Source organism: Pseudomonas sp. PSPC2-3, from assembly GCF_049898265.1.
GTDB lineage: Bacteria > Pseudomonadota > Gammaproteobacteria > Pseudomonadales > Pseudomonadaceae > Aquipseudomonas > Aquipseudomonas veronii.
In genome coordinates this window covers 48,842-73,833 of the sequence record NZ_JAFCXJ010000008.1, presented here as the reverse complement: position 1 = coordinate 73,833, position 24,992 = coordinate 48,842, and the positions used below count along the sequence as shown (strand labels likewise).

The 24,992-nt window shown below is 61.6% G+C and carries 22 protein-coding genes; 13 read left to right on the top strand and 9 right to left on the bottom strand.

Annotated elements, in window-relative coordinates; translation table 11 throughout:
* Positions 1-13 precede the first annotated feature (13 nt).
* From prfB to ACP7E3_RS18910, 8 genes are all read right to left on the bottom strand, one after another.
* A protein-coding gene (prfB, locus tag ACP7E3_RS18945) for a peptide chain release factor 2 (protein WP_098100956.1) occupies positions 14-1,109 on the bottom strand; the annotation gives its coding sequence in 2 pieces (ribosomal slippage) (positions 14-1,036 and positions 1,038-1,109; 1,095 coding nt in all).
* Positions 1,110-1,348: 239 nt separating this feature from the next.
* On the bottom strand, positions 1,349-2,350 hold the full coding sequence (locus ACP7E3_RS18940) for a response regulator (protein ID WP_046384488.1): 1,002 nt from the start codon (positions 2,348-2,350) through the stop codon (positions 1,349-1,351).
* A gap of 51 nt (positions 2,351-2,401) precedes the next feature.
* Positions 2,402-3,412, bottom strand: a complete 1,011-nt coding sequence (locus ACP7E3_RS18935) for a chemotaxis response regulator protein-glutamate methylesterase (RefSeq protein ID WP_046384489.1) — start codon at positions 3,410-3,412, stop codon at positions 2,402-2,404.
* Complete coding sequence (locus tag ACP7E3_RS18930; RefSeq protein ID WP_426124056.1) at positions 3,409-5,688, bottom strand: hybrid sensor histidine kinase/response regulator; 2,280 nt, start codon at positions 5,686-5,688, stop codon at positions 3,409-3,411. The genes ACP7E3_RS18935 and ACP7E3_RS18930 overlap by 4 nt, the downstream gene beginning before the upstream one ends.
* The gene (locus ACP7E3_RS18925) at positions 5,685-6,386 is read right to left on the bottom strand and encodes a chemotaxis protein CheW (RefSeq protein ID WP_046384491.1); all 702 of its coding nucleotides are present in this window, start codon (positions 6,384-6,386) and stop codon (positions 5,685-5,687) included. Before ACP7E3_RS18925 ends, ACP7E3_RS18930 begins: the two co-directional genes overlap by 4 nt.
* Positions 6,379-7,638 (bottom strand): CheR family methyltransferase, encoded by a 1,260-nt coding sequence (locus ACP7E3_RS18920; RefSeq protein WP_057004708.1) that lies wholly within the window; start codon positions 7,636-7,638, stop codon positions 6,379-6,381. Before ACP7E3_RS18920 ends, ACP7E3_RS18925 begins: the two co-directional genes overlap by 8 nt.
* Positions 7,635-8,147, bottom strand: coding sequence for a chemotaxis protein CheW (locus tag ACP7E3_RS18915; protein ID WP_288077219.1), 513 nt, complete (start codon positions 8,145-8,147; stop codon positions 7,635-7,637). Before ACP7E3_RS18915 ends, ACP7E3_RS18920 begins: the two co-directional genes overlap by 4 nt.
* Positions 8,147-9,769, bottom strand: a complete 1,623-nt coding sequence (locus ACP7E3_RS18910) for a methyl-accepting chemotaxis protein (RefSeq protein WP_046384494.1) — start codon at positions 9,767-9,769, stop codon at positions 8,147-8,149. The genes ACP7E3_RS18915 and ACP7E3_RS18910 overlap by 1 nt, the downstream gene beginning before the upstream one ends.
* 216 nt (positions 9,770-9,985) lie before the next feature.
* On the opposite strand from ACP7E3_RS18910, the gene ACP7E3_RS18905 reads away from it, so the two are divergent.
* The 6 genes from ACP7E3_RS18905 (at position 9,986) to ACP7E3_RS18880 (ending at position 15,796) form a co-directional block, all read left to right on the top strand.
* On the top strand, positions 9,986-11,425 hold the full coding sequence (locus ACP7E3_RS18905; protein ID WP_426124053.1) for a PAAR domain-containing protein: 1,440 nt from the start codon (positions 9,986-9,988) through the stop codon (positions 11,423-11,425).
* Entirely contained in the window at positions 11,422-12,039 is a 618-nt protein-coding gene (locus ACP7E3_RS18900) for a hypothetical protein (protein ID WP_426124051.1), read from the top strand. The genes ACP7E3_RS18905 and ACP7E3_RS18900 overlap by 4 nt, the downstream gene beginning before the upstream one ends.
* 274 nt (positions 12,040-12,313) lie before the next feature.
* Entirely contained in the window at positions 12,314-13,753 is a 1,440-nt protein-coding gene (locus ACP7E3_RS18895; protein ID WP_426124049.1) for a PAAR domain-containing protein, read from the top strand.
* Complete coding sequence (locus tag ACP7E3_RS18890) at positions 13,750-14,361, top strand: hypothetical protein (protein ID WP_057005795.1); 612 nt, start codon at positions 13,750-13,752, stop codon at positions 14,359-14,361. Before ACP7E3_RS18895 ends, ACP7E3_RS18890 begins: the two co-directional genes overlap by 4 nt.
* A gap of 188 nt (positions 14,362-14,549) precedes the next feature.
* The gene (locus ACP7E3_RS18885) at positions 14,550-15,185 is read left to right on the top strand and encodes a DUF2515 family protein (RefSeq protein WP_057005796.1); all 636 of its coding nucleotides are present in this window, start codon (positions 14,550-14,552) and stop codon (positions 15,183-15,185) included.
* Positions 15,182-15,796, top strand: a complete 615-nt coding sequence (locus ACP7E3_RS18880) for a hypothetical protein (protein WP_057005797.1) — start codon at positions 15,182-15,184, stop codon at positions 15,794-15,796. The genes ACP7E3_RS18885 and ACP7E3_RS18880 overlap by 4 nt, the downstream gene beginning before the upstream one ends.
* 53 nt (positions 15,797-15,849) lie before the next feature.
* Here the strand turns inward: ACP7E3_RS18880 and ACP7E3_RS18875 are convergent, their stop codons facing one another.
* A complete protein-coding gene (locus ACP7E3_RS18875; protein ID WP_017844685.1) occupies positions 15,850-16,560 on the bottom strand; it encodes a tellurite resistance TerB family protein in 711 nt (236 codons plus the stop codon).
* Between the two features lie 168 nt (positions 16,561-16,728).
* On the opposite strand from ACP7E3_RS18875, the gene ACP7E3_RS18870 reads away from it, so the two are divergent.
* The 7 genes from ACP7E3_RS18870 (at position 16,729) to ACP7E3_RS18840 (ending at position 24,841) form a co-directional block, all read left to right on the top strand.
* Positions 16,729-17,640, top strand: coding sequence for a LysR family transcriptional regulator (locus ACP7E3_RS18870; protein WP_017844684.1), 912 nt, complete (start codon positions 16,729-16,731; stop codon positions 17,638-17,640).
* Between the two features lie 132 nt (positions 17,641-17,772).
* Positions 17,773-19,230, top strand: coding sequence for a gamma-aminobutyraldehyde dehydrogenase (locus ACP7E3_RS18865; protein WP_017844683.1), 1,458 nt, complete (start codon positions 17,773-17,775; stop codon positions 19,228-19,230).
* A 73-nt stretch (positions 19,231-19,303) separates the two neighbouring features.
* Entirely contained in the window at positions 19,304-20,455 is a 1,152-nt protein-coding gene (ydcS, locus tag ACP7E3_RS18860) for a putative ABC transporter substrate-binding protein YdcS (RefSeq protein WP_017844682.1), read from the top strand.
* Positions 20,456-20,575: 120 nt separating this feature from the next.
* Positions 20,576-21,610, top strand: coding sequence for an ABC transporter ATP-binding protein (locus ACP7E3_RS18855; RefSeq protein ID WP_057005799.1), 1,035 nt, complete (start codon positions 20,576-20,578; stop codon positions 21,608-21,610).
* Position 21,611: 1 nt separating this feature from the next.
* Entirely contained in the window at positions 21,612-22,535 is a 924-nt protein-coding gene (locus ACP7E3_RS18850) for an ABC transporter permease (RefSeq protein ID WP_177029653.1), read from the top strand.
* Positions 22,525-23,334 (top strand): ABC transporter permease, encoded by an 810-nt coding sequence (locus ACP7E3_RS18845; protein WP_010563467.1) that lies wholly within the window; start codon positions 22,525-22,527, stop codon positions 23,332-23,334. Before ACP7E3_RS18850 ends, ACP7E3_RS18845 begins: the two co-directional genes overlap by 11 nt.
* Before the next feature lie 82 nt (positions 23,335-23,416).
* Entirely contained in the window at positions 23,417-24,841 is a 1,425-nt protein-coding gene (locus tag ACP7E3_RS18840) for a gamma-aminobutyraldehyde dehydrogenase (RefSeq protein ID WP_017844679.1), read from the top strand.
* The last annotated feature ends 151 nt before the right edge of the window (positions 24,842-24,992 follow it).

Sequence of the window (24,992 nt, the reverse complement as noted above, 5' to 3'; positions counted from 1 at the left end):
TCGGGCTGGCGGTTTACAGCCCCGATTTCAGGCTGGCTTCCAGGTATTCGTCGATGTCGCCGTCGAGCACCTTGTCGCAGTCGCTGCGTTCGATGTTAGTGCGCAGATCCTTGATCCGCGACGCGTCCAGAACATAGGAACGGATCTGGTGACCCCAGCCGATATCCGACTTGGTGTCTTCCAACGCCTGGGAAGCGGCGTTGCGCTTCTGCATTTCCTGCTCGTACAACTTGGCCCGCAGCATTTTCATGGCGGTGTCCTTGTTCGCGTGCTGGGAACGTTCGTTCTGGCAACTGACCACGGTGTTGGTCGGCACGTGGGTGATACGTACCGCCGAGTCGGTGGTGTTTACGTGCTGGCCACCGGCACCGGAGGAGCGATAGGTGTCGATCCGCAGGTCGGCCGGGTTGATCTCGATTTCCACCTTGTCGTCGATCTCGGGCGAGACGAACACCGCGCAGAACGAGGTGTGGCGGCGATTGCCGGAGTCGAACGGGCTCTTGCGCACCAGGCGATGCACACCGATCTCGGTACGCAGCCAGCCGAAGGCGTATTCACCCTTGATGTGAACGGTGGCGCCTTTGATGCCGGCGACTTCACCGGCCGACAGCTCCATGATGGTCGCGTCGAAACCGCGTTTGTCGGCCCAGCGCAGGTACATCCGCAGCAGGATGTTGGCCCAGTCCTGGGCTTCGGTGCCGCCGGAACCGGCCTGGATGTCCAGGTAGGCGTTGTTCGGGTCCATTTCGTGGCTGAACATGCGGCGGAATTCAAGCTTGGCGAGGTTTTCCTCGAGACGGGCCAGCTCGGCGACGACATCGCCTACCGCGCCTTCGTCGTTTTCTTCGACAGCCATGTCCAGCAGGTCGCGGCAATCGGCCAGACCGGTGTTCAGTTCGTCGAGGGTGTCGACGATCTGCGCCAGCGCTGCGCGCTCGCGGCCCAGTTCCTGGGCGTATTCGGGTTTGTTCCAGACACTCGGATCTTCAAGCTCGCGATTGACTTCGGTCAGACGCTCATGCTTTTGATCGTAGTCAAAGATACCCCCGAATAGTTTCGGAGCGCTCGGACAGGTCCTTGATGGTGTTAAGGATCGGGTTGATTTCCATGGCGGGCAGCACTCGTTGGCGAACTTTTGAAAGCCGACGAGTATAACGACAAACAGGCGCAAACGGCAGCCCGCTTGGCGAAAAGGCAGGCTCAAGAACCATGAAAATCCACTGTGAGAGGGCGCCTGCCCTCGATAGCGGTGTGTCAGCCCTGCACTAGGTGACTGTCGCACCGCCATCGGAAGCAAGCCGAGTCGTCACGCCGCCCCTCGCACATGTGGACCGGCACTGGCCTCGGATCACTCGATACCGACTTGATTGCGCCCGTTGTTCTTGGCCGTATACAGCCCCTTGTCCGCCGCCATGATCAACTGGCGGCAATCGGTGCCTTGCACCGGCGTCATGGTCGACAGGCCGATGCTGATGGTCAGGCTCGCGCCCTCGGCCGGAGCGATGTGCGGGATTTTCAGGGCGGCGACGGCCATGCGCAGTTTTTCGGCGACCAGCCGTGCGCCACCCGGCGAAGTGCTCGGCAGCACCAGGGCGAACTCTTCGCCGCCGTAGCGCGCCGGCAGGTCCGAAGGCCGGCTGCTGGCTTCACGGATGCTGGCGGCAACCTTGCGCAGGGCTTCGTCGCCTTCAACGTGGCCGAAGCTGTCGTTGTAGGTCTTGAAGAAGTCCACGTCGATCATCAGCAGCGACAATTGGGTCTGGTCCCGCATGGCGCGGCGCCATTCCAGTTCCAGGTATTCGTCGAAATGCCGGCGGTTGGACAGCCCGGTGAGGCCGTCGGAGTTCATCAGCCGTTGCAGTACCAGGTTGGTGTCCAACAGTTGCTGCTGGCTGACGCGCAGCGCGCGATAGGCCGCATCACGCTGCAACAGGGTCATGTAGGAGCGCGAGTGATAGCGGATACGCGCCACCAGCTCGATGTTGTCCGGCAGCTTGACCAGATAATCATTGGCGCCGGCCGAGAACGCCGCGCTTTTGATCAGAGGGTCTTCCTTGGTGGAGAGCACAATGATCGGGATGTTCTGCGTGGCCGGGTGGTTGCGGTATTCGCGCACCAGCGTCAGGCCATCCAGGCCGGGCATCACCAGGTCCTGCAGAATCACCGTGGGTTTGATGCGGATCGCCTGGGCGATGGCCTGGTGCGGGTCGGCGCAAAAGTGGAAGTCGATGTTTTCTTCATGGGCCAGGCCACGCCGCACGGCTTCGCCGATCATGGCCTGGTCGTCGACCAGCAACACCATGGCGGCATTTTCGTCGGTCTTGATGCCGTCGATCTGTAAATCATTCATCTGCAATCACCTGAATTACTGCCCGCAAACCAGCACCACCGGGGATATTGATCATTTTGCAAATACCTCCAGCAGTCGGGGCGCAATTCTGTCCAGTGGGCGAATTTCAACAGCAGCGTCAATCGCCGCCGCCGCTTTGGGCATGCCATACACCGCCGAACTCTGCTGGTCCTGGGCGATGGTCAGATATCCTTGTTCCCGCATTAATTTGAGCCCCTGGGCTCCGTCGCGACCCATGCCGGTCAGCAGCACGCCGACGGCATCACCATTCCAGTGGCTGGCCACACTTTCGAAAAACACATCGATGGACGGCCGGTAAATCTCGTTCACCGGCTCGGCTGTATAGGCTAGCGTGCCATTTTTCAACAGACGAATGTGGTGATTGGTGCCGGCCAGCAGCACGACCCCGCTTTGTGGCGGCTCCCCCTCGCGGGCCAGGCGCACCGGCAGGCCGGAGGCGCTGCTCAGCCACTCGGCCATGCCGGCGGCGAACACCTGGTCCACATGCTGCACCAGCACGATGGCGGCGGGAAAGTCCCGGGGCAGGCCCTTGAGCAGGACTTCCAGGGCCGCCGGGCCGCCGGCCGAAGAACCGATCGCCACCAGGCTCTGGCGTTTGCCGGTGCTGCGCGGCGGCGCGGTTTCGGCGCGCACACGGCTGCCGCGCTGGCCGATCAGCCAACCTATATTGAGGATCTTGCGCAACAACGGCGCGGCGGCGTCCTTGGGATTGCCGACGCCCAGGGCCGGTGTATCCACCACATCCAGGGCGCCATGGCCCATGGCTTCGAACACCCGGCTGACATTGGCCTGGCGGTCGACGGTGACGATCACAATCGCGCACGGGCTCTCGGCCATGATCCGCCGGGTGGCTTCCACGCCGTCCATCACCGGCATAATCAGGTCCATCAGGATCAGGTCCGGGGTCAATTCGGCGCAACGCTGCACCGCTTCCAGGCCATTACTGGCTACCCACACCACCTGGTGCGCGGGCTCGAAGCTCACGGCGCGGCGTAACGCCTCCACGGCCATGGGCATGTCATTGACGATTGCAATCCTCATGCCCGCGCGCCTCCGATCAGTTCCACTACGGCATCAAGGAGGGCGTCATCGTGGAAACTGGCTTTGGCCAGATAGTAATCGGCGCCGGCGTCGAGTCCACGGCGTCGGTCTTCTTCGCGGTCCTTGTAGGACACCACCATCACCGGCAACGATTGCAGGCGAGCATCCCGGCGCAAGAGTGTGACCAATTCGATCCCGTCCATACGAGGCATATCAATGTCAGTGATGAGCAGGTCGAAGTCCTCGGAACGCAAGGCGTTCCAGCCGTCCATGCCATCGACGGCGACGGCCACTTCATAACCGCGGTTAAGCAGCAATTTACGCTGCAATTCACGCACGGTGAGCGAATCGTCCACCACCAGCACGCGTTTGCGCGGGGCTTCGGCGGCCTGCTGGCTGCGCCGGGCGATACGCTCCAGGCGGCCGGTATTGAGCAGCTTGTCCACCGAGCGCAGCATATCTTCGACGTCGACGATCAACACCACCGAGCCATCGTCCAGCAACGCCCCGGCGGAAATATCCTGGACCTTGCCCAACCGATCATCCAGCGGCAGCACCACCAACGTGCGTTCGCCGATAAAACGCTCCACGGCAATGCCATACACCGCATCGCGCTCGCGGATCACCACCACCTTCAACGTCTCGTCATTACCTTGCCCCGGCGGGCGCTGCAACAGCTGGCTGGCGGCGACCAGGCCGACATGCCGGCCTTCGTGCCAGAAATGCTGGCGGCCTTCGAGCTGCACAATGTCGTCGGGCGCCAGGTCGCACATGCGCTCGATATGCGCCAGCGGGAAGGCATAGGCTTCTTCGCCGACTTCCACCACCAGGCTGCGCACCACCGACAGGGTCAACGGCACTTCCAGATGGAAACGGCTGCCCTGCCCCGCCGCTTGCTCCAGCACCACCGCGCCGCGCAGTTGGCGGACCATATGCTGCACCGCATCCAGGCCGACGCCGCGCCCGGAGACTTCGGTGACCTTGTCGCGCAGGCTGAAGCCCGGCAGGAACAGGAACGTCAGCAACTCTTCCTCGCTGAGGTTCAAGGCGGTTTCCACCGTCGACAGATGCCGATCAACGATCGTGCCACGCAGGCGTTCGAGGTCGACGCCATTTCCGTCGTCGCTCAGTTCCAGCACCAGCAAACCGGCCTGGTGGGAGGCCCGCAAGCGGATCAAGCCTTCGGCCGGCTTGCCCGCCAGCAGGCGTTGTTCCGGCGTTTCGATGCCGTGGTCGACGGCATTGCGCAATAAGTGGGTGAGCGGCGCTTCGAGCTTCTCCAGCACATCGCGGTCGACCTGGGTCTTTTCGCCCTCGATCTCCAGGCGCACCTGCTTGCCCAGGCTGCGGCCGAGGTCGCGCACCATGCGGACCTGGCCGGCGAGCACATCGGCAAACGGGCGCATGCGGCAGGCCAGCGCGGTGTCGTAAAGCACCTGGGCGCGTTGCCCGGCCTGCCAGCCGAACTCATCGAGCTCAGCGGTTTTTTCCGCCAGCAGGGCTTGGGCTTCGCTCAGCAAGCGGCGGGCATCGGCCAGGGACTCCTGGGCTTCCAGGCTCAAGTCGAGGGTCTTGAGGTGACCATCGAGGTGGTCCAGCGCACGCACACCGTTACCCTGCACACGCTTGAGGCGTTGCAGGCTGGCCAGGTATGGCTTGAGTCGCTGGGTTTCGACCAGGGATTTGCTCGACAGGTCCAGCAGGCTGTTCAAACGCTCGGCGGTCACACGCAGTACGCGCTCGCCGCCTTCGGTCATGCGCTTGTTCTGACGCAGCGGTTCGCTGCCGAGGGACAGCGCAGGCTCGGGTTCGGCGGGCAGCGCTTCAATCAGCGGAGTGGGCGCTGGGGCAGGCGCGGGCGGCGGCGCCACCTTGGCGGTGGGCGGCGACGGGTCGAGCAGGCGCTCCATCAAGGCCACATACGCCTCGACATCCGCCGGCCCCACGGTGTTGCCCGGCGTGGCGATACGCATCAGCAGGTCGGTGCCTTGCAACAGCGCGTCGATGTGTTCCGGCTGCAGATACAGGCGACTTTCCTGGGCGCTGACCAGGCAATCCTCCATGACATGGGACACGCTGACCCCGGCGTCCACCCCGACAATCCGCGCCGCGCCTTTGAGCGAGTGCGCGGCGCGCATGCAGGCTTCGAGCTGGTCGGCCTGGGTCGGGTTGCGCTCCAGGGCCAGCAGGCCCGCGCTCAGTATCTGGGTCTGGGCATCGGCTTCCAGACTGAACAATTCCAGCAGCGAGGCATCGCGCATCTGGTCGGGGGTCATGTGAGGCTCCGGGTCACGGCAGACAGCAACTGAGCCTCGTCCAGCCAACGCAGGCTACGGCCCTTCCACTGCAACACGCCCTGAGTGAAGCGGCCGCTGGCCTGGGTGCCGGAGGCTGACGCCGCCGTCAAAGTACGCTCATCGATGGCATGGATACCGTCGACTTCATCCACCGGCACCACCACCGGGCCATCCTGCGCGGCGATGATCAACATGCGCGGCATGATGCGCCCGCCCGGCGTGCCGTGGTTGATGGCGTCCAGGCCCAACAGCTCGACCAGCGACAGGCACGCCACCAGCGCGCCGCGCACGTTCGCCACGCCAAGCAACGCGCGGGAACGTTGGTGCGGCAGAGAATGGATCGGGTGCAGGGTTGCCACTTCCACCAGGCATCGGGTGGCGATCCCCAGCCATTCTTCGCCGAGGCGGAATATCAGCAGGGACCGGGTGACGATGTCTTCGTTCGCCTGGGTATCGGCGACCGGGCGATGATCGTCCTGCTGCAACGCATAGCGATCCAGCAAGCGGGTAGCGGCGGCGGAGTACACCGAGCAGTTGCGGCAATGGATATGGTCCGCCAGCAACGGGCAGGACTTGTCGCCGTGAATGCCGATCCGGTTCCAGCAATCGTCGATGGCCTGGGTGTCGTCCATCGTCAGGGCCAGGCCCGCAGTGTCGAGCGCGTTGGGGCTACTCATGGTTTTTGCTCACTGTCAGCTCGCTACGCGCGGCCCGCGCCTGCAACCGACGCGCCGCCGCAATGTCGCCCTGGGCTTCGAGCAACGCGGCCAGCTGCATCAGGGCCTGCGGATGCTGCGGTTCCAGGTACAAGGCTTTTCGATAAAACCCCTGGGCGTCCAGGGCGTTGCCGGCCACATCGCTGAGCAGCCCCAACCAGTAAAACACCTGGGCGGCCGGCGGGTGTTGACTTAAATAACGCTCGCAGGCGGCACGGGCCTCGGCGCTTTTGCCTTCGTTGGCCAGGGTCGCGATCTGGCTGAGCAGGTCGCCGGCCTCCGACGCTGGCGCCTTGATCGGCACCACCTGGGCATTGAGCGTACTGAACGGTCGCGGCTTGGGCGGGACCGCTGCGATGCTGCGCCGAGGCGCGGGCGCGGGTATCGGCACGAATATCGGCTCAGGCTTGACCGGCTCGGTGTGCCGGCTGAATGCAAACGACTGCGGCACGCCAATCGAACGCATGCCATGACGCCCCAACAGGCTGCCTTCGGCCGGGCCGATAAACAGCACGCCGTCCACGTGGGTCAGGTTCTTGAGCACGTCGAACACTTGTTTTTGCGTGGGTTGGTCGAAATAGATCAGCAGGTTGCGGCAAAACACAAAGTCGTAGCTCGGCTCATTGGCGAGCAACCCCGGGTCGAGCAGGTTGCCGACTTGCAGGCGCACCTGTTCGCGCACGCGGTCGTCGATGCGATAACCATCGGCCTGCTCGGTGAAGTGGCGGTCGCGAAACTCAAGGTCGCCGCCGCGAAACGAGTTGCGGCCATACACGCCGCGCTGGGCACGCTCCACCGACAGCGGGCTGACGTCCATGCCCTGCACCTTGAACTGATGCGGCGCCAGGCCGGCATCGAGCAAGGCCATGGCGATCGAATAGGGTTCTTCGCCGGTGGAACAGGGCAGGCTGAGGATGCGCAGCGCGCGCAACTGGTTGATCTCGGCCAGGCGCGCCTTGGCCAGACGGGCCAGGGTCGCAAAGGATTCGGGGTAACGGAAAAACCAGGTCTCGGGCACGATCACCGCTTCGATCAGCGCTTGCTGTTCGTCGTGGGAGTGCTGCAGGTGCTGCCAGTACTCATCCGCCGTGTGGGCCGCGACGGCCTGGCTGCGCTGGCGCACGGCGCGTTCGATGATGGCTTCGCCCACCGAGGCCACGTCCAGGCCAATGCGTTCCTTCAAGAAGGCAAAGAAGCGCGGGTCGTTGCTCATAGGCTCGGCTCGGCAGAAAACAGCAAGGCGCGCACGTCATCGGTGAGCATATCTGCGACGCCGATCCATTGCATCAAGCCCAAGGCATCTTCGCGCACCGGTCCCAGGTAGGGCGCCTGGGGATTGTCCAGGCCGTAGGGCTTGAACTCCGCCGGGTCGCAACGCAGGGTTTCGGTGGCCTGCTCCAGAATCAGTCCCAGCCAACGCGCCTCGAGCCAGGGCTCAGGTTTATAGTTGACCAGCACCAGCCGCGTGCTGGTCCGCGCCTGGGCCGGCTCGCCGAAGGTCAAGGCACTGAGGTCGATGACCGGCACCATCGCGCCACGATGGGCAAAGATACCCGCCACCCACAGCGGTGCATGGGCGATGGGTTTGAGCGGCAGGCGCGGCAGCACTTCGGCCACTTCGGTGGCCTTGAGGGCATACCGTTCGTGACCGATGTGGAACACCAGGAACAACGCCTTTTTCGCTGCCGGGACGACGCCGAGTTTAGCCGCGAGGTCGCTCATCAGACTTTGAAACGCGACACGCCGCTGCGCAGACCGACCGCAACCTGGCTCAGTTCATCAATGGCAAAGCTGGCCTGGCGCAAGGACTCCACCGTCTGGCTGCTGGCATCGCCCAATTGCACCAGCGCGTGGTTGATCTGCTCGGCCCCGGTGGCCTGGGCCTGCATGCCTTCGTTGACCATCAACACCCGCGGCGCCAGGGCCTGGACCTGGTGGATGATCTGCGACAGTTGCTCGCCCACTTGCTGCACCTCGAACATGCCCCGGCGCACTTCTTCGGAGAACTTGTCCATGCCCATCACCCCGGCGGACACCGCCGACTGGATCTCGCGCACCATCTGCTCGATGTCGTAGGTGGCCACGGCGGTCTGGTCGGCCAGGCGGCGCACTTCAGTGGCCACCACGGCAAAGCCGCGGCCGTACTCACCGGCCTTCTCGGCCTCGATGGCGGCGTTGAGGGACAACAGGTTGGTCTGGTCGGCAACCTTGACGATGGTCACCACCACCTGGTTGATGTTGCCGGCCTTCTCGTTAAGGATCGCCAGCTTGGCGTTGACCAGCTCAGCCGCACCCATCACCGAGTGCATGGTTTCTTCCATGCGCGCCAGGCCTTGCTGGCCGGAACCGGCGGCGACCGAGGCCTGGTCGGCGGCGGTGGAGACTTCGGTCATGGTACGGACCAGGTCCTTGGAAGTGGCGGCGATCTCCCGCGAAGTAGCGCCGATCTCGGTGGTAGTTGCCGCGGTTTCCGTAGCCGTGGCCTGTTGTTGCTTGGAGGTGGCGGCAATCTCGGTGACCGAGGTAGTCACCTGCACCGACGAACGCTGGGCCTGAGACACCAGGGCGGTCAGTTCGGTCATCATGTCGTTGAAGCCGGTTTCGACCGCGCCGAATTCGTCCTTGCGCTCCAGGTTCAAGCGCTTGCTCAGGTCACCGGTACGCATGACGTCGAGGATCTCGACGATACGCTGCATCGGCGCCATGATTGCGCGCATCAACAGCAGACCGCACAGGCCAGCGGCGAAGATGGCGATGATCAGCGAAACCGCCATGCTGAGCTTGGCCGACATCACCGACTCGTCGATGGCCGATGTGGCGCGGTCAGACACGCTCTTGTTTTCGGTGATGATGTCATTGAGCTTCATGCGCCCTTCGGTCCAGATCGGCGTCAATTGCTCTTCGACCAGCACGCTCGCACCCGGCAAATCATTGGCTTCAATGCGCGCCAGCACCTCGGCGAGGGCCTTGTTGTAGTTGATATGCGCCGCCTTGAAGTTATCGAACTCCATGCGATCAGCCTGGCTGTTGACGGTTTTTTCGTAATTGGCCATCTGCTGTTCAATACGCGCTTCGAAAGACTTGAAGTCCGTCTTATCGGCACTGGTGAGGGTTTTATCTGCGCGCAGGCCGATGATATCGATGGTCAGCAGATAGCTGTCGACCCATGCGCTGCGGATCATCGAACTGAGGTAAACCCCCGGTACCGCATCGTCCCGGACCGATTCCTGGCTGGCTTCGATCTTCAGCAACCGCGAGTAGGACACCACAACCATCAGCAGCATGATCGCGACAATGACCGCAAAGCTCGCCAAAATCCGCTGGCGCAAGGTCCAATTCTTCACAGTGTTTCCTCGAAGAGCCATTCAAATGGGGGGGAGTATAGCTGAGCACAAGCCTTCATTTATCAATGGGTTTCGACGTGGTGCCCACAGAATGCAAAAACATCCCGAAGGGTAATTACAGAACCAACCTACAAAAACCCGCGAAGCGTCCGACTACCGGGCTTTTCTCGCCGAGCCTAGCGTGCTGGTCCCTGCGAACAAAAGGACATCGCTGGCATGCGCCGCTATTTCATTACCCGAGGAGCCAAGACCACCGCTGGCGGGACCGTCGTCGGCGGTTTGACGGGCTTTTGCATCACCCAAGTGGACATCGCCCTTGAAGGTCATGAGGTGCTTTGCCCGGTGTGCAAAACCACCGGAGTCATAGTCTGTGTTGGCCCGCGCCTGGAGCAGTGGGCACGAGGGCGACGGGTGGCGCTCTCGGACGATCTCTGCCGCTGTAAATGCGACCCGCCCCCGCGCCTGCTGGCCGACCAATTCGAGCGGTTTCAGACCCTTACTGCTGAAGACTCCGCGGCACACCGCCGAAGCGCGACCGCATCGGAAGCGCCAGCGCCCACGAAAAATCCCAGCCCGAGCTCAACGCCTTCCGCTTTCAGCGAAATACTCGAGTCAGCCTGCGAGCGCAATTGGCGCTTCTACCAGAAGCAGGCAGAAGACGTGATCGCCCCCGGCGGCAAGCTGATCGCCGACCCCAGGTTGCGCAACCGGCTCATCAACTCGGCGTATGCCCAGCTCTGGCGCCTCGACAACCGTTTTCAGTGGGCGGGCCTTGCGGCGTTTGCCTCCAAGCAAGTGGGGTGCGGTTTGCTGCACGCGGCAGAATCCATCGAGAAAATTCAGGCGGAATTTGAAGCGGCGGAGCAATTGCGAAGGAGTGCCCGGAAAGGGGTTTGGGGGTTGTTCAGCGCCGAGGAGCGTGAACGGCAGGCAAAGCTGCGGGAGTACGAGCGGCGCCTGCGGGAGTATGAACAGGCCAGCCGTAATAACCCGGTGCCTGATGTTGATTGGCGGCGCGAGGGTGAACCGCTATCGAGCGTGCAGCAGCTTTATCAACATGTGTACGAGATGATGGCGATGGGCAATACCACGCTGTTTTTGGATGTGTTTCCGTTGCATGCGTTTTATAAGGAGCGGGGGTTGGGGTTGTTGGAGAGATGTTTACCGCTACGCAGAAAGATTCATGGCAATGGTCAGTCTCCGGTGCTGTGGCCGGTGGGGCACGAGAGGCTTGAGTTCGGCACCAACCATAGGGAAATCCTACGTTCTTTCAGGGCTATTGACGCTGGCAACATCGCGGAGGGTGTTGAGCATCTGGCTCGTCACGAACAGAAAAACATTCTTCAACCGACAATGTACAACGATCTGAAATTGATAACTCTGTTGCGTGCCAACCATCTTTCCTACGTCACAGATATACCGTCCGGGGCCGCGCAAGCCATCGAACTGACACTTGCCAGCCAATGCCACCCTGCAGATGAAAGACGCACGATCGCCTTTAGTAACAATCCATTCGCCAACTTGGCCGATATCAATCAGCGTATGGCGTTCGTCCTCAAGGCCGCCGCGCAGTTTGACGACCTGCTACATAGCACCGAGCGAAATCGCATAGAACAGGCGATTGAAGCCATCGCCGAAGGCCGGGATGTTCGATGAGTAGGCTCACGACGGTGAGCTGGCAGGGCATCGCACCCGTGCTGTTCGCTGCCGCGTTACTGGCGGGAATAACAATGCGTTTTTTCGCCGACGAGCCAGAAGTCGCATTGATGCTTGGAGAACCTTGGGAGGACATGCGCAAGCGCTCCAGCGCCGCCATTGACCCCGCAATTCCTGGGCATCATTGGTTCAGGCTTCCCAAAACCGATGCTCGCCTTCAATTCATCGACCCTGAATATGCGTTCACGACCCCGTTGTCCCGCTTCTTCACCATGGACTTCGACAGCGATCAGCGGGTTAGCGGCATTCGTATGTCCCCTCAAATCGAACCACTGCTACTCGATGATGCCCTCAAGGTTGTATTGGATCTACAAGAGCAATGGCGCAAAGGCGGCTGGGTCTCCATCCGAGCCAAATATGATCCCCCCTTTGCTGACACACCAGAATGGCGCGCCCAATTGCAGGACCCGTACCAGGGAGGGACCTCGTACTGGCAGGCTGGAAATAAATACCAAGTGATGCTGGTCGCCCATCGATTCAAGGATGACCGGCACCCCAATGAGGAGCGTTATCTGATCACGCTGAACCTGGGCGAGCCTTGGGTGCGCCCATGAATCTACATTCAGGCTGTCGGGGTATCGGATGTGGACTGATCATTGTTGCGCTATTACTGGGGAGGCTAAGTTTTTTCAGCATAGAGCCATAAATTGCGTTGATGCTCAGCGAGCGCAGGGAGGACAGGTTTCGATGCGCTGCCCACAGAATGCAAAAACATCCCGAAGGGTAATTACAGAACCAACCTACAAAAACCCGCGAAGCGTCCGACTACCGGGCTTTTCTCGCCGAGCCTAGCGTGCTGGTCCCTGCGAACAAAAGGACATCGCTGGCATGCGCCGCTATTTCATTACCCGAGGAGCCAAGACCACCGCTGGCGGGACCGTCGTCGGCGGTTTGACGGGCTTTCGCATCACCCAAGTGGACATCGCCCTTGAAGGTCATGAGGTGCTTTGCCCGGTATGCAAAACCACCGGAGTCATAGTCTGTGTTGGCCCGCGCCTGGAGCAGTGGGCACGAGGGCGACGGGTGGCGCTCTCGGACGATCTCTGCCGCTGTAAATGCGACCCGCCCCCTCGCCTGCTGGCCGACCAGTTCGAGCGGTTTCAGACCCTTACTGCTGAAGACTCCGCGGCACACCGCCGAAGCGCGACCGCATCGGAAGCGCCAGCGCCCACGAAAAAACCCACCCCGAGCTCAACGCCTTCCGCTTTCAGCGAAATACTCGAGTCAGCCTGCGAGCGCAATTGGCGCTTCTACCAGAAGCAGGCAGAAGACGTGATCGCCCCCGGCGGCAAGCTGATCGCCGACCCCAGGTTGCGCAACCGGCTCATCAACTCGGCGTATGCCCAGCTCTGGCGCCTCGACAACCGTTTTCAGTGGGCGGGCCTTGCGGCGTTTGCCTCCAAGCAAGTGGGGTGCGGTTTGCTGCACGCGGCAGAATCCATCGAGAAAATTCAGGCGGAATTTGAAGCGGCGGAGCAATTGCGAAAGAGTGCCCGGAAAGGGGTTTGGGGGTTGTTCAGCGCAGAGGAGCGTGAACGGCAGGCAAAACTGCGGGAGTACGAGCGGCGCCTGCGGGAGCATGAACAGGCCAGCCGTAATAACCCGGTGCCTGATGTTGATTGGCGGCGCGAGGGTGAACCGTTATCGAGCGTGCAGCAGCTTTATCAACATGTGTACGAGATGATGGCGATGGGCAATACCACGCTGTTTTTGGATGTGTTTCCGTTGCATGCGTTTTATAAGGAGCGGGGGTTGGGGTTGCTTGAGACCTGCCTGTCCTCGCGCCAGAACATTTTTGAGGATGGGCTGCAGCGGGTGTTGTGGCCGGTGGGGCAGGAAAATTTAAGGTTTGGGCTTGACTACGACTACATTCTGCAAGCCTTTCAGGCCATTGACGAAGGAAATATCGCCGAAAGTGTTAAGTATCTGGCTTGGCATGAACAGCAAAATATCCTTCAGCCAACCATGTATACCGACCAAAAATTAGTGGCTCTGCTACGTAGCAACCATCTTTCATACGTCACGGGCATACCGTCCGGAGTCGCGCAAGCCATTGAGCTAACGCTGGCAAGCCAATGCCGCTCTGTTGATGACGGCAGGACCATTGAGTTCAGCAACAACCCCATCGCCAACTTGGCCGATATCGATCAACGCATGACCTTCGTGCTCAAGGCCGCCGCGCAATTTGACAAGCTGTTAAATAGCGGTGAGCGGCATCGAATCGAACAAGCGCTGGATGATGTCGCTGCAGGTCGGGGCATGCGATGAACCGGCTCTCACAAGTAAATTGGCGACATGCCGCACTTGTATTGTTCGCTGCCGTACTACTGGTGGGGATGATACGTTTCTTCACCAGTACGCCAGAAATCGCACTGATGCTTGGGGAGCCTTGGGAAGACATGCGTCAGCGCTCCAGTGCAGCAATCGCCCCTGCTATTCCCGGAGAAATATGGGGGAGGCTACCAAAGTCCGATGCCCGTCTACGCTTCATAGACCCTCAATATGGATTCGTTACCCCGCCTGCCCGCTTCCTCGCGGTAAGTTTCGACAAGGAGCGCGTTGGTAGTATCCGCATGTCCCCCCAAATCGAACCGCTATTGCTCGATGACACCCTCAACGTCGTGCTGTATTTGCAAAAACAATGGAGCAATGCCGGCTGGCTGCCCATCCGAGTCGCCTCCAACCCTCCATTCGCCGACACACCTGAATGGCGTGCTCGATTGCGAAATGTGAACCGGGGTGGCAAGTCTTACTGGCGGGCAGAAAACAAATACCAAGTCATGTTGGTAGTTGGGCGCTTCAAGGACTATCGGCATCCCACAGAAGAGCGGTACCTCATTACACTGGAATTATCCAGGCCGTGGGGGCTGCCATAAATAGATTTGTTAAATCGTTTCCACAGAACGTGAGAACGATCTTCATCGTGCGCAGGCATGCCTAGAGGGTGGCCTGAGGCACCCTTTTCACAGAACCAACCTACAAAAACCCGCGAAGCGTCCGACTACCAGGCTTTTCTCGCCGAGCCTAGCGTGCTAGTCCCTGCGAACAAAAGGACATCGCTGGCATGCGCCGCTATTTCATTACCCGAGGAGCCAAGACCACCGCTGGCGGGACCGTCGGCGGCGGTTTGAGGGGCTTTCGCATCACCAAAGTAGCCATCGCCCTTGAAGGTGAGGACCGGGGGTTGGGCTTGCTTGAGACCTGCTTGCGGTCGCGCCAGAACATTTATGAGGATGGACAGGATCGGGTGTTGTGGTCGGTGGGGCAGGAAAAGCTAAGGTTTGAGGGGGATTACCCGGAAATATTGCAGGCCTTCAAGGCGATTGACGATGGAGACATTGCCAAAAGTATTGAGCATCTGGCTGACCACGAACAACGAAACATTCTTCAACCGACCATGTACGGCGATCCAAAACTCGTGACCCTGCTACGTAGCAACCATCTTTCATACGTCACGGGCATACCGTCCGGGATCGCTCAGGCCATTGAACTGACACTGGCAAACCAATGCAGTCCCGCTGATGAAGGTCGGACCATTGATTTCAACAACAACCCCTTCGCCAATCTAGCCAATATCGATCAGCGTATGGCATTCGTGCTCAAGGCTGCAGCGCGGTTTCACACACTGCTGCGCAGTACTGAGCGGCATCGAATCGAACAGGCGCTAGACGATATCGCTGAAAACCGGGGTGTTCAATGAGCCGGCTCGCGAAGATAGGTTGGCGACGTGGCGGACCGGGACTGGTCGTTGCCGCATCACTCGTATGGATAGCGCTACGCCTGGGCGCGGAAGATCCGGAAATTGCGCTGATGCTAGGCGAGCCCTGGGAAGACATGCGTCAGCGTTCCAGCGCAAGCATTGGCCCAGCCGTTTCGGGAAATTATTGGGGAACAGTACCGAAATCTGATGCTCGCCTGCGTTTCATAGACCCTCAGTATGGGTTTATGAGCCCGCCTGCGCGTTTCTTCATGATTAGATATAAGGATATGCGAGTCGCAGATCTCAGCTTGTCTCCCCAAGTAGAGCCACTACTGCTCGACGACACCCTCAAGGTCGTACTGGACTTGCAGGAGCAATGGCGCAAGGCAGGCTGGGAACCCATTCGAGTTGCGTCCAACCCTCCGTTCGCCGATACCCCGGAATGGCGTGCCCGGCTGCGCAATGTGAACCGAGGCGGCACATCCTATTGGCGAGCGAGCGACAAGTATCAAGTGATGCTGGTGGTTGGGCGATTCAAGGACGATAGACGTCCCACAGAGGAGCGTTACCTCATGACGCTGCAACTGGCCGCGCCATGGGGCCCTCCTTAGCCGCCCCCGATAGACCTGTCACTCCTGATCGCGCCCATCCATGGGAACGATCCCTAAAGCGTCGCCTGGCGCACCTGTTTCTCCAATTCAACCTTCAAACCGGGCTCTAACTTGAGCTGCCGCGCCAGCTCATCCAGGTACGCCTTCTCCATAAAGTTCTCCTCATCCACCAGCATCACACTGGCGATGTACATCTCGGCGGCCATTTCCGGGGTGCCGGCGGCCCGCGCCACGTCGGCCGGGTCGAGGGGTTTGTTCAGCTCGCCGTGCAGCCAGCTTTGCAATTCACGGTCGTTATCCAGCTTGTTGAATTCACCTTCGATCAGCGCGCGCTCGCGCTCATCCACATGCCCGTCGGCCTTGGCCGCCGCCACTAACGCCTTGAGGATGCCCTGGCTGTGTTGCTCGACCTGGGCTGGCGGCAGGCGGTCGATGGTCTGCGGCTCGCCTTGGGGCGCGCTGGCCTGTTGCGCCTGCCAGTTGCCATAGGCTTTGTAGGCGATCACGCCCAATGCCGCCAACCCGCCATAGGTCAGGGCCTTGCCGCCGAATTTGCGCGCTTTTTTATTGCCCAGCAGCAGGCCCATGGCCCCAGCGGCCAGGGCCCCGCCGCCAGCGCCGCCGAGCAAACTGCCGAGCCCGCCACTGCCGAGCAGGCCGCCGAGGGCGCCTTTGTCGTCGGATTTGCGCTGGCCGCCGGCCTTGTTCTGCAACATGTCTTGACCAGACTTGAGCAGTTGTTCGAGTAATCCACGGGTATTCATGCGTAGCCTCCAGACACCAGGGTTCATAAGACCAATAGACTCCCAGCGTAAAACTAAGCGCCAAAAAACCCCGATCTAGAGTGCTTCCAGATGTAACGCGGCTATCCTTCGGTTAAATCGATATACACTCGAGCAAATCGATAAAAACACCCCACTGGTAACTCCAGCATGATGACCTTGCGTCAGATCCGCCACTTCATCGCCGTGGCCGAGACCGGTTCGATCTCCGCCGCTGCGCAAACCGCGTTTATTTCGCAGTCGACCCTGACCCTGGCGATCCAGCAACTGGAGCAGGAAATCGGCGTCAACCTGTTCAACCGCCACGCCAAGGGCATGACCCTGACCCACCAGGGCCATCAGTTCCTGCGCCAGGCGCACTTGATCCTGGCCACCGTCGACAACGCCAAGCGCAGCCTGCAGCAGAGCACCGACCAGGTGGCCGGGCAATTGATCGTCGGCGTGACCAGCCTGGTGGCCGGTTATTACCTGGCCGACCTGCTCACCCGCTTCCAACGCGCCTACCCCAATGTGGAAATCCGCGTGATGGAGGATGAGCGCCCGTACATCGAGCATTTGCTGGTCAGCGGCGAGATCGATGTGGGCGTGTTGATCCTCTCCAACCTCGAAGACCGCCACGCCCTGCAGACCGAAGTACTCACCCACTCGCCCCACCGCCTGTGGCTGCCGGCGCAACATCCGCTGCTGGAGCACGACAGCATCAACCTGGCCGATGTGGCGCGTGAGCCGTTGATTCAGCTGAACGTCGACGAAATGGGCCACAACGCTCAACGCATGTGGGCCTCTGCCTGCCTGCAACCACACGTCACTTTGCGCACCGCCTCCACCGAAGCCGTGCGCAGCCTGGTGGCCGCCGGCCTGGGCGTGTCGATCCAGCCGGACATGACCTACCGCCCCTGGTCCCTGGAAGGCGACATTATCGAAGCGCGCCCCATCGCCGACCTCAGCCAGACCCTCGACGTCGGCCTCGCCTGGCGCCGTGGCACCGCGCGCCCGGCGCTGGTCGACCCGTTCCTGACCGTGGCACGGGAACAGCCGCACCCGCGCAAGCCATCTATTTAATCGAATGCTGCATTCAGTATTTAGTATTTGTTGACCTCGCGCCTGACCTCTAGTCTCTGTGCATCCATAAGAGAAAGTCGGGCGCCTTGTAAGAGAACGCCCATGGCCACACAAGAAAAGAGATCGCGAAAAATGTCCGCTGCGCCCACCCCGCTGCTCACTGCGTTGCTGATCGACGGCGAACTGGTCCAGGGCCAGGGCTTTGTCGAACCGATTCTCAACCCAGCCACGGGCGAAGTGCTGACTCAGATCGCCGAAGCCAGCATCGAACAGGTCGAAGCCGCGATCCTCGCCGCCCACCGCGCATTTGCCGGCTGGTCCCGCACCACGCCGCAGCAACGTTCGAACATTCTGCTGGGCATCGCCGATGCCATCGAGCACCAAGCTGACTACCTGGCTCGCCTCGAATCCCTGAACTGCGGCAAACCGTTGCACCTGGCCCGCCAGGATGACTTGAGCGCCACCGTCGATGTGTTCCGCTTCTTTGCCGGCGCCGTGCGCTGCCAGACCGGCCAGCTCAGCGGCGAATACCTGCCGGGCTACACCAGCATGGTGCGGCGTGACCCGATTGGCGTGGTGGCCTCGATTGCGCCGTGGAATTACCCGCTGATGATGGCCGCGTGGAAGATCGCTCCCGCCCTGGCCGCCGGTAATACCCTGGTGTTCAAGCCGTCGGAACACACGCCGCTGTCGATCCTCGCCCTCGCTCCAGCGCTCAACCAGTTGTTGCCGCGCGGGGTGATCAACATTGTGTGCGGCGGCGGCGAAGGCGTCGGCAGCCATCTGGTCAGCCACCCGAAGGTGCGGATGGTGTCGTTGACCGGCGATATCGTCACCGGACAAAAGATCCTGCAAGCCGCGTCGAAAACCCTTAAACGCACGCACCTGGAACTGGGCGGCAAGGCGCCAGTGATTGTGTGCAACGACGCCGACCTGCAAGCCGTGGTCGAAGGCGTGCGCGCCTACGGTTACTACAACGCCGGCCAGGACTGCACCGCCGCGTGCCGTATCTACGCCCAGGCGGGGATTCACGACAAATTGGTCGCCGACCTGGGCGCGGCGGTCAGCAGCCTGCGCTTTGCCGGCAAGCGCGATGCCGACAACGAACTCGGCCCGCTGATCAGCACGCGCCAGCGCGACCGCGTCGCCAGCTTTGTCGAACGCGCCCTCGGCCAGCCGCATATCGAACGCGTCACCGGCGCCGCCGTGCATTCCGGCGCGGGCTTCTTTTATCAGCCGACGTTGCTCGCCGGCTGTAAACAAAGTGATGAAATCGTCCAGCGCGAAGTGTTCGGCCCGGTGGTCACCGTGACCCGCTTCGACGAACTGGAACAAGCGGTGGACTGGGCCAACGACTCCGAATACGGCCTGGCCTCGTCGGTGTGGACGCAGAACCTGGACAAGGCCATGCAGGTCGCGGCGCGCCTGCAATACGGCTGCACCTGGATCAACAGTCATTTCATGCTGGTCAGCGAAATGCCCCACGGCGGCTTGAAGCGCTCCGGGTATGGCAAAGATCTGTCCAGCGATTCGCTACAGGACTACAGCGTGGTGCGGCACATCATGGCTCGCCACGGCCAGCACCTTTAAAACAACAACTAAGCTCAAGCGTCACCGGCTGCAAAAAACTGCCCCGACCATAATTAAAGAAGAGGGATTCCCCATGTCCGCGCATAAGACCGCACTGCTCAGTGCCCTGACCACCGCGCTGCTGGCCAGCGCCAGCCTGCAGGCCGCCGAACCGCTCAAAGCGGTAGGCGCCGGCGAAGGCCAGCTGGATATCGTCGCCTGGCCCGGCTATATCGAACGGGGCGAAAGCGACAAGGCTTACGACTGGGTCACAGGTTTCGAGAAGGAAACCGGCTGCAAGGTCAATGTGAAAACCGCCGCCACCTCTGACGAAATGGTCAGCTTGATGGCCAAGGGCGGTTACGACCTGGTCACCGCGTCAGGCGATGCGTCGCTGCGGTTGATCGTCGGCAAGCGGGTGCAGCCGATCAATACCGCGTTGATTCCCAACTGGAAGACTATCGACCCGCGCCTGAAAGACGCGCCGTGGTACGTGGTCGGCCAGCAAACCTACGGTACTCCGTACCAGTGGGGGCCGAACGTGCTGATGTACAACACCAACGTATTCAAGACCGCGCCCACCAGCTGGAATGTGCTGTTCGAGGCGCAGAACCTACCGGACGGCAAGCCGAACAAAGGCCGCGTGCAAGCCTACGACGGCCCGATCTACATCGCCGATGCGGCGCTGTACCTCAAGTCGACCAAGCCGGAGCTGGGCATCCAGAGCCCCTACGAGCTGACCGAAACCCAGTACAAAGCCGTGCTCGACCTGTTGCGCGCACAGCAACCGTTGATCCACCGCTACTGGCACGACACCACCGTACAGATGAGTGACTTCAAGAACGAAGGCGTGGTCGCCTCCAGCGCCTGGCCGTATCAGGTCAACGGCCTGATCAACGAGAAGCAGCCGATTGCCTCGACCATTCCCAAGGAAGGCGCCACCGGCTGGGCCGACACCACCATGCTGCACAGCGAGGCCAAGCACCCGAACTGCGCCTACAAATGGATGGACTGGTCGCTGCAGCCGAAGGTCCAGGGCGATGTCGCCGCCTGGTTCGGCTCCCTGCCGGCGGTGCCGGCGGCCTGCACCGGTAGCGAATTGCTCGGCGCCGAGGGCTGCAAGACCAACGGCTTCGACCAGTTCGACAAGATCGCCTTCTGGAAAACCCCGCAGGCTGAGGGCGGCAAGTTCGTGCCGTACAGTCGCTGGACCCAGGATTACATTGCGATCATGGGCGGGCGCTAATCCCCCCTGTGGGAGGGGGCTTGCTCCCTCCCACATTGAGCACATTCACCGATGTTCTGTTTTTTCAGAAGTCCAGGCCGGGCCGCTGCGACGACCCGCGCCTTTTGGGAGCACCGCACCATGACGCTTGCAGTCCAATTCACCCACGTTTCCCGTCAGTTCGGCGAAGTGAAAGCCGTTGACCGGGTTTCCATCGATATCCAGGACGGCGAGTTCTTTTCCATGCTCGGCCCTTCCGGCTCGGGCAAGACCACCTGCCTGCGCCTGATCGCCGGGTTCGAGCAACCGAGCGCAGGCTCGATCCGGATTCATGGCGAGGAAGCCGCCGGCTTGCCGCCGTATCAGCGTGACGTCAACACGGTATTCCAGGATTACGCGCTGTTCCCCCACATGAATGTGCGCGACAACGTGGCCTACGGCCTGAAAGTCAAAGGCGTGGGCAAGACCGAGCGCCTCGACCGCGCCGAAGAAGCCCTGACCATGGTCGCCCTCGGCGGCTACGGCGAGCGCAAGCCGGTGCAGCTCTCCGGCGGCCAGCGCCAACGGGTCGCCCTGGCCCGCGCGCTGGTCAATCGCCCGCGCGTGTTGCTGCTGGATGAACCGCTGGGCGCCCTCGACCTCAAGCTGCGCGAACAGATGCAAAGCGAGCTGAAAAAGCTGCAACGTCAGTTGGGCATCACGTTTATCTTCGTGACCCACGACCAGACCGAAGCGCTGTCGATGTCCGACCGCGTGGCCGTGTTCAACAAGGGCCGCATCGAACAGGTCGACACCCCGCGCAACCTCTATATGAAACCGGCCACCGCGTTCGTCGCCGAATTCGTCGGCACCTCCAATGTGATTCGCGGCGAGTTGGCCCAGCGCCTCAGCGGCAGCCCGCAGCCGTTCTCGATCCGCCCGGAGCACGTGCGCTTTGCCGAAGGCCCGCTGGCGGCCGACGAAGTGGAAATCAGCGGCCTGTTGCATGACATCCAGTACCAGGGCAGCGCCACCCGCTACGAACTGAAACTGGCGAACGGCCAGGCGTTGAACATCAGCCAGGCGAATAACCAGTGGCTGGACATCAGCAACGGCTATCAGGTCGGCCAGCCCATCACTGCACGCTGGGCGCGGGCCGCCATGACCACCCTGACCGACCATGCAGGCGAGGTGTGACATGAGCCTGACCCAAACGCCGATGCGCAGGTTTTCCAACCTGCTGTATCGCAGACCCAACCTCTACCTGGCAATGCTGCTGATACCGCCGCTGATCTGGTTCGGCGCGATCTACCTGGGCTCGTTGCTGACCTTGCTGTGGCAAGGCTTCTACACGTTCGACGACTTCACCATGGCGGTCACGCCGGACCTGACCCTGGCCAACTTCGCCGCGCTGTTCCAGCCATCGAACTTCGACATCATCCTGCGCACCCTGAGCATGGCGATTGTGGTGTCGCTCGCCAGCGCCATCGTCGCCTTCCCCATCGCCTATTACATGGCGCGCTACACCACGGGCAAGACCAAGGCGTTCTTCTATATCGCGGTGATGATGCCGATGTGGGCCAGCTACATCGTCAAGGCATATGCCTGGACCCTGCTGCTGGCCAAGGGCGGCGTAGCGCAATGGTTTGTGCAGCACCTGGGCCTGGAGCCGCTGTTGCAGTTCGTGCTGGGAATCCCCGGCGTGGGCGGCAGCACCTTGAGCACCTCGCACCTGGGGCGGTTCATGGTGTTCGTCTACATCTGGCTGCCGTTCATGATCCTGCCGATCCAGGCGTCGCTGGAGCGTTTGCCGCCGTCGTTGCTGCAAGCCTCGGCCGACCTGGGCGCCAAGCCGCGCCAGACCTTCATGCAGGTGATCCTGCCGCTGTCGGTGCCGGGGATTGCCGCCGGTTCGATCTTCACGTTTTCGCTGACCCTGGGCGACTTCATCGTGCCGCAGCTGGTCGGGCCGCCGGGTTACTTCGTCGGCGGCATGGTGTACGCCCAGCAAGGCGCCATCGGCAACATGCCCATGGCCGCGGCGTTCACCCTGGTGCCAATCGTGCTGATCGCGGTTTACCTGTCCATCGTCAAACGTCTGGGGGCCTTCGATGCACTCTGAGAAATCATCCATCGGCTTGAAGATTGCGGCCTGGGGCGGCTTGGTGTTTCTGCACTTCCCGATCCTGATCATCTTCCTGTACGCCTTCAACACCGAAGAGGCAGCGTTCAGCTTTCCACCCCAGGGCTTCACCCTGAGGTGGTTCAGCGTGGCGTTCGCCCGCCCGGACGTGCTCGAAGCGATCAAGCTGTCGCTGCAGATCGCGGCGATCGCTACCCTGATCGCCATGGTCCTCGGTACCCTCGCTTCAGCCGCGCTGTATCGCCGCGAGTTCTTCGGCAAGCAAGGCGTGTCGCTGATGCTGATCCTGCCGATCGCGCTGCCGGGGATCATCACCGGTATCGCCCTGCTGGCGACGTTCAAGACGCTGGGCATCGAGCCGGGGATGTTCACCATCATCGTCGGCCACGCGACCTTCTGCGTGGTGATCGTCTACAACAACGTCATCGCCCGCTTGCGCCGCACCTCCCACAGCCTGATCGAAGCCTCGATGGACCTGGGCGCCGACGGCTGGCAGACCTTCCGCTACATCATCATGCCCAACCTCGGCTCGGCGCTGCTGGCCGGCGGCATGCTGGCGTTTGCGCTGTCGTTCGACGAAATCATCGTCACCACCTTCACCGCCGGGCATGAGCGCACCTTGCCGCTGTGGCTGCTCAACCAGTTGAGTCGCCCACGGGATGTGCCGGTGACCAACGTGGTGGCGATGCTGGTGATGATCGTGACGATGTTCCCGATTCTGGGTGCCTATTACCTGACCCGCGGCGGTGAAAGCGTGGCAGGCAGTGGCGGTAAATAATGTGGGTATTGGAGAAGTGCCCCCCCACACTCAGAGCCGGTTTCTTCAGGGCAATAACAACAGTTTTTTGGAGGAGTGAACCATGCAAACCAAACTCTTGATCAACGGCCAACTGGTCAAAGGCGAAGGCCCGGCGCAGGCCGTATTCAACCCGGCGTTGGGCCGTGTGCTGGTGGAAATCAACGAAGCCAGCGAAGCCCAGGTCGACGCCGCTGTGCGGGCCGCCGATGCAGCGTTTGAAAGCTGGTCACAGACCACGCCCAAGGATCGCTCGCTGTTGCTGCTGAAACTGGCGGACGTGATCGAAGCCCACGGCGAAGAACTGGCCAAGCTGGAATCGGACAACTGCGGCAAACCCTACAGCGCCGCACTGAACGACGAGATCCCGGCGATTGCCGACGTGTTCCGCTTTTTTGCCGGTGCCAGCCGCTGCATGAGCGGCTCGGCCGGCGGTGAATACCTGCCGGGCCACACCTCGATGATCCGCCGCGATCCGGTGGGCGTGATCGCCTCCATCGCCCCGTGGAACTACCCGCTGATGATGGTCGCCTGGAAAATCGCCCCAGCCCTGGCCGCCGGTAATACCGTGGTGCTCAAGCCGTCGGAACAAACCCCGCTGACCGCATTGCGCATGGTCGAACTGGCGTCGGAGATCTTCCCGGCCGGCGTGCTCAACCTGGTCTTCGGCCGTGGGCCCACCGTGGGCAGCCCGTTGGTGAACCACCCGAAAGTACGCATGGTGTCGCTGACCGGCTCCATCGCCACGGGCGCCAACATCATTTCCAACACCGCCGACCGCGTGAAGCGCATGCACATGGAACTGGGCGGCAAGGCGCCGGTGATCATCTTCAACGACGCGGACATCGACGCGGCGGTGGAAGGCATCCGCACCTTCGGTTTCTACAACGCCGGCCAGGATTGCACCGCGGCGTGCCGTATCTACGCCCAAGCGGAAATCTATGACGCGTTCGTCGAGAAGCTCGGCGCGGCAGTCGCCAGTATCAAGTACGGCTTGCAGGATGACCCGACCACCGAGCTGGGCCCGCTGATCACCGCGCAACACCGCGACCGCGTGGCCGGTTTCGTCGAACGTGCCGTGGCGCAGCCGCATATACGCCTGGTCACCGGCGGCAAGGCGGTGGAAGGCAACGGCTTCTTCTTTGAGCCGACGGTTTTGGCCGATGCGCAGCAGGACGACGAAATCGTGCGCCGCGAGGTGTTCGGGCCGGTGGTGTCGGTGACCAAGTTCGCCGATGAGGCACAGGTGCTGGGCTGGGCCAACGATTCGGACTACGGTCTGGCGTCATCCGTATGGACCGCCGACGTGGGACGCGCCCATCGCTTGGCTGCGCGCTTGCAGTATGGCTGCACCTGGGTGAACACTCACTTCATGCTCGTCAGCGAAATGCCTCACGGCGGTCAGAAACTGTCGGGGTATGGCAAGGACATGTCCATGTACGGGCTGGAGGACTACACCACCGTGCGCCATGTGATGTTCAAGCACTGAACCTCGCCCTGATACCTTGACTGTAGGAGCAAGCTTGCTCGCGAAGAACGCCAACGATAATGCGGGGCATCCGATTAAACGCGGTGTCCAGGCGCCTGTCGCGAGCAAGCCCCCGCCTACATTGGATCTTCATAATTCCTGGGTAATGTGC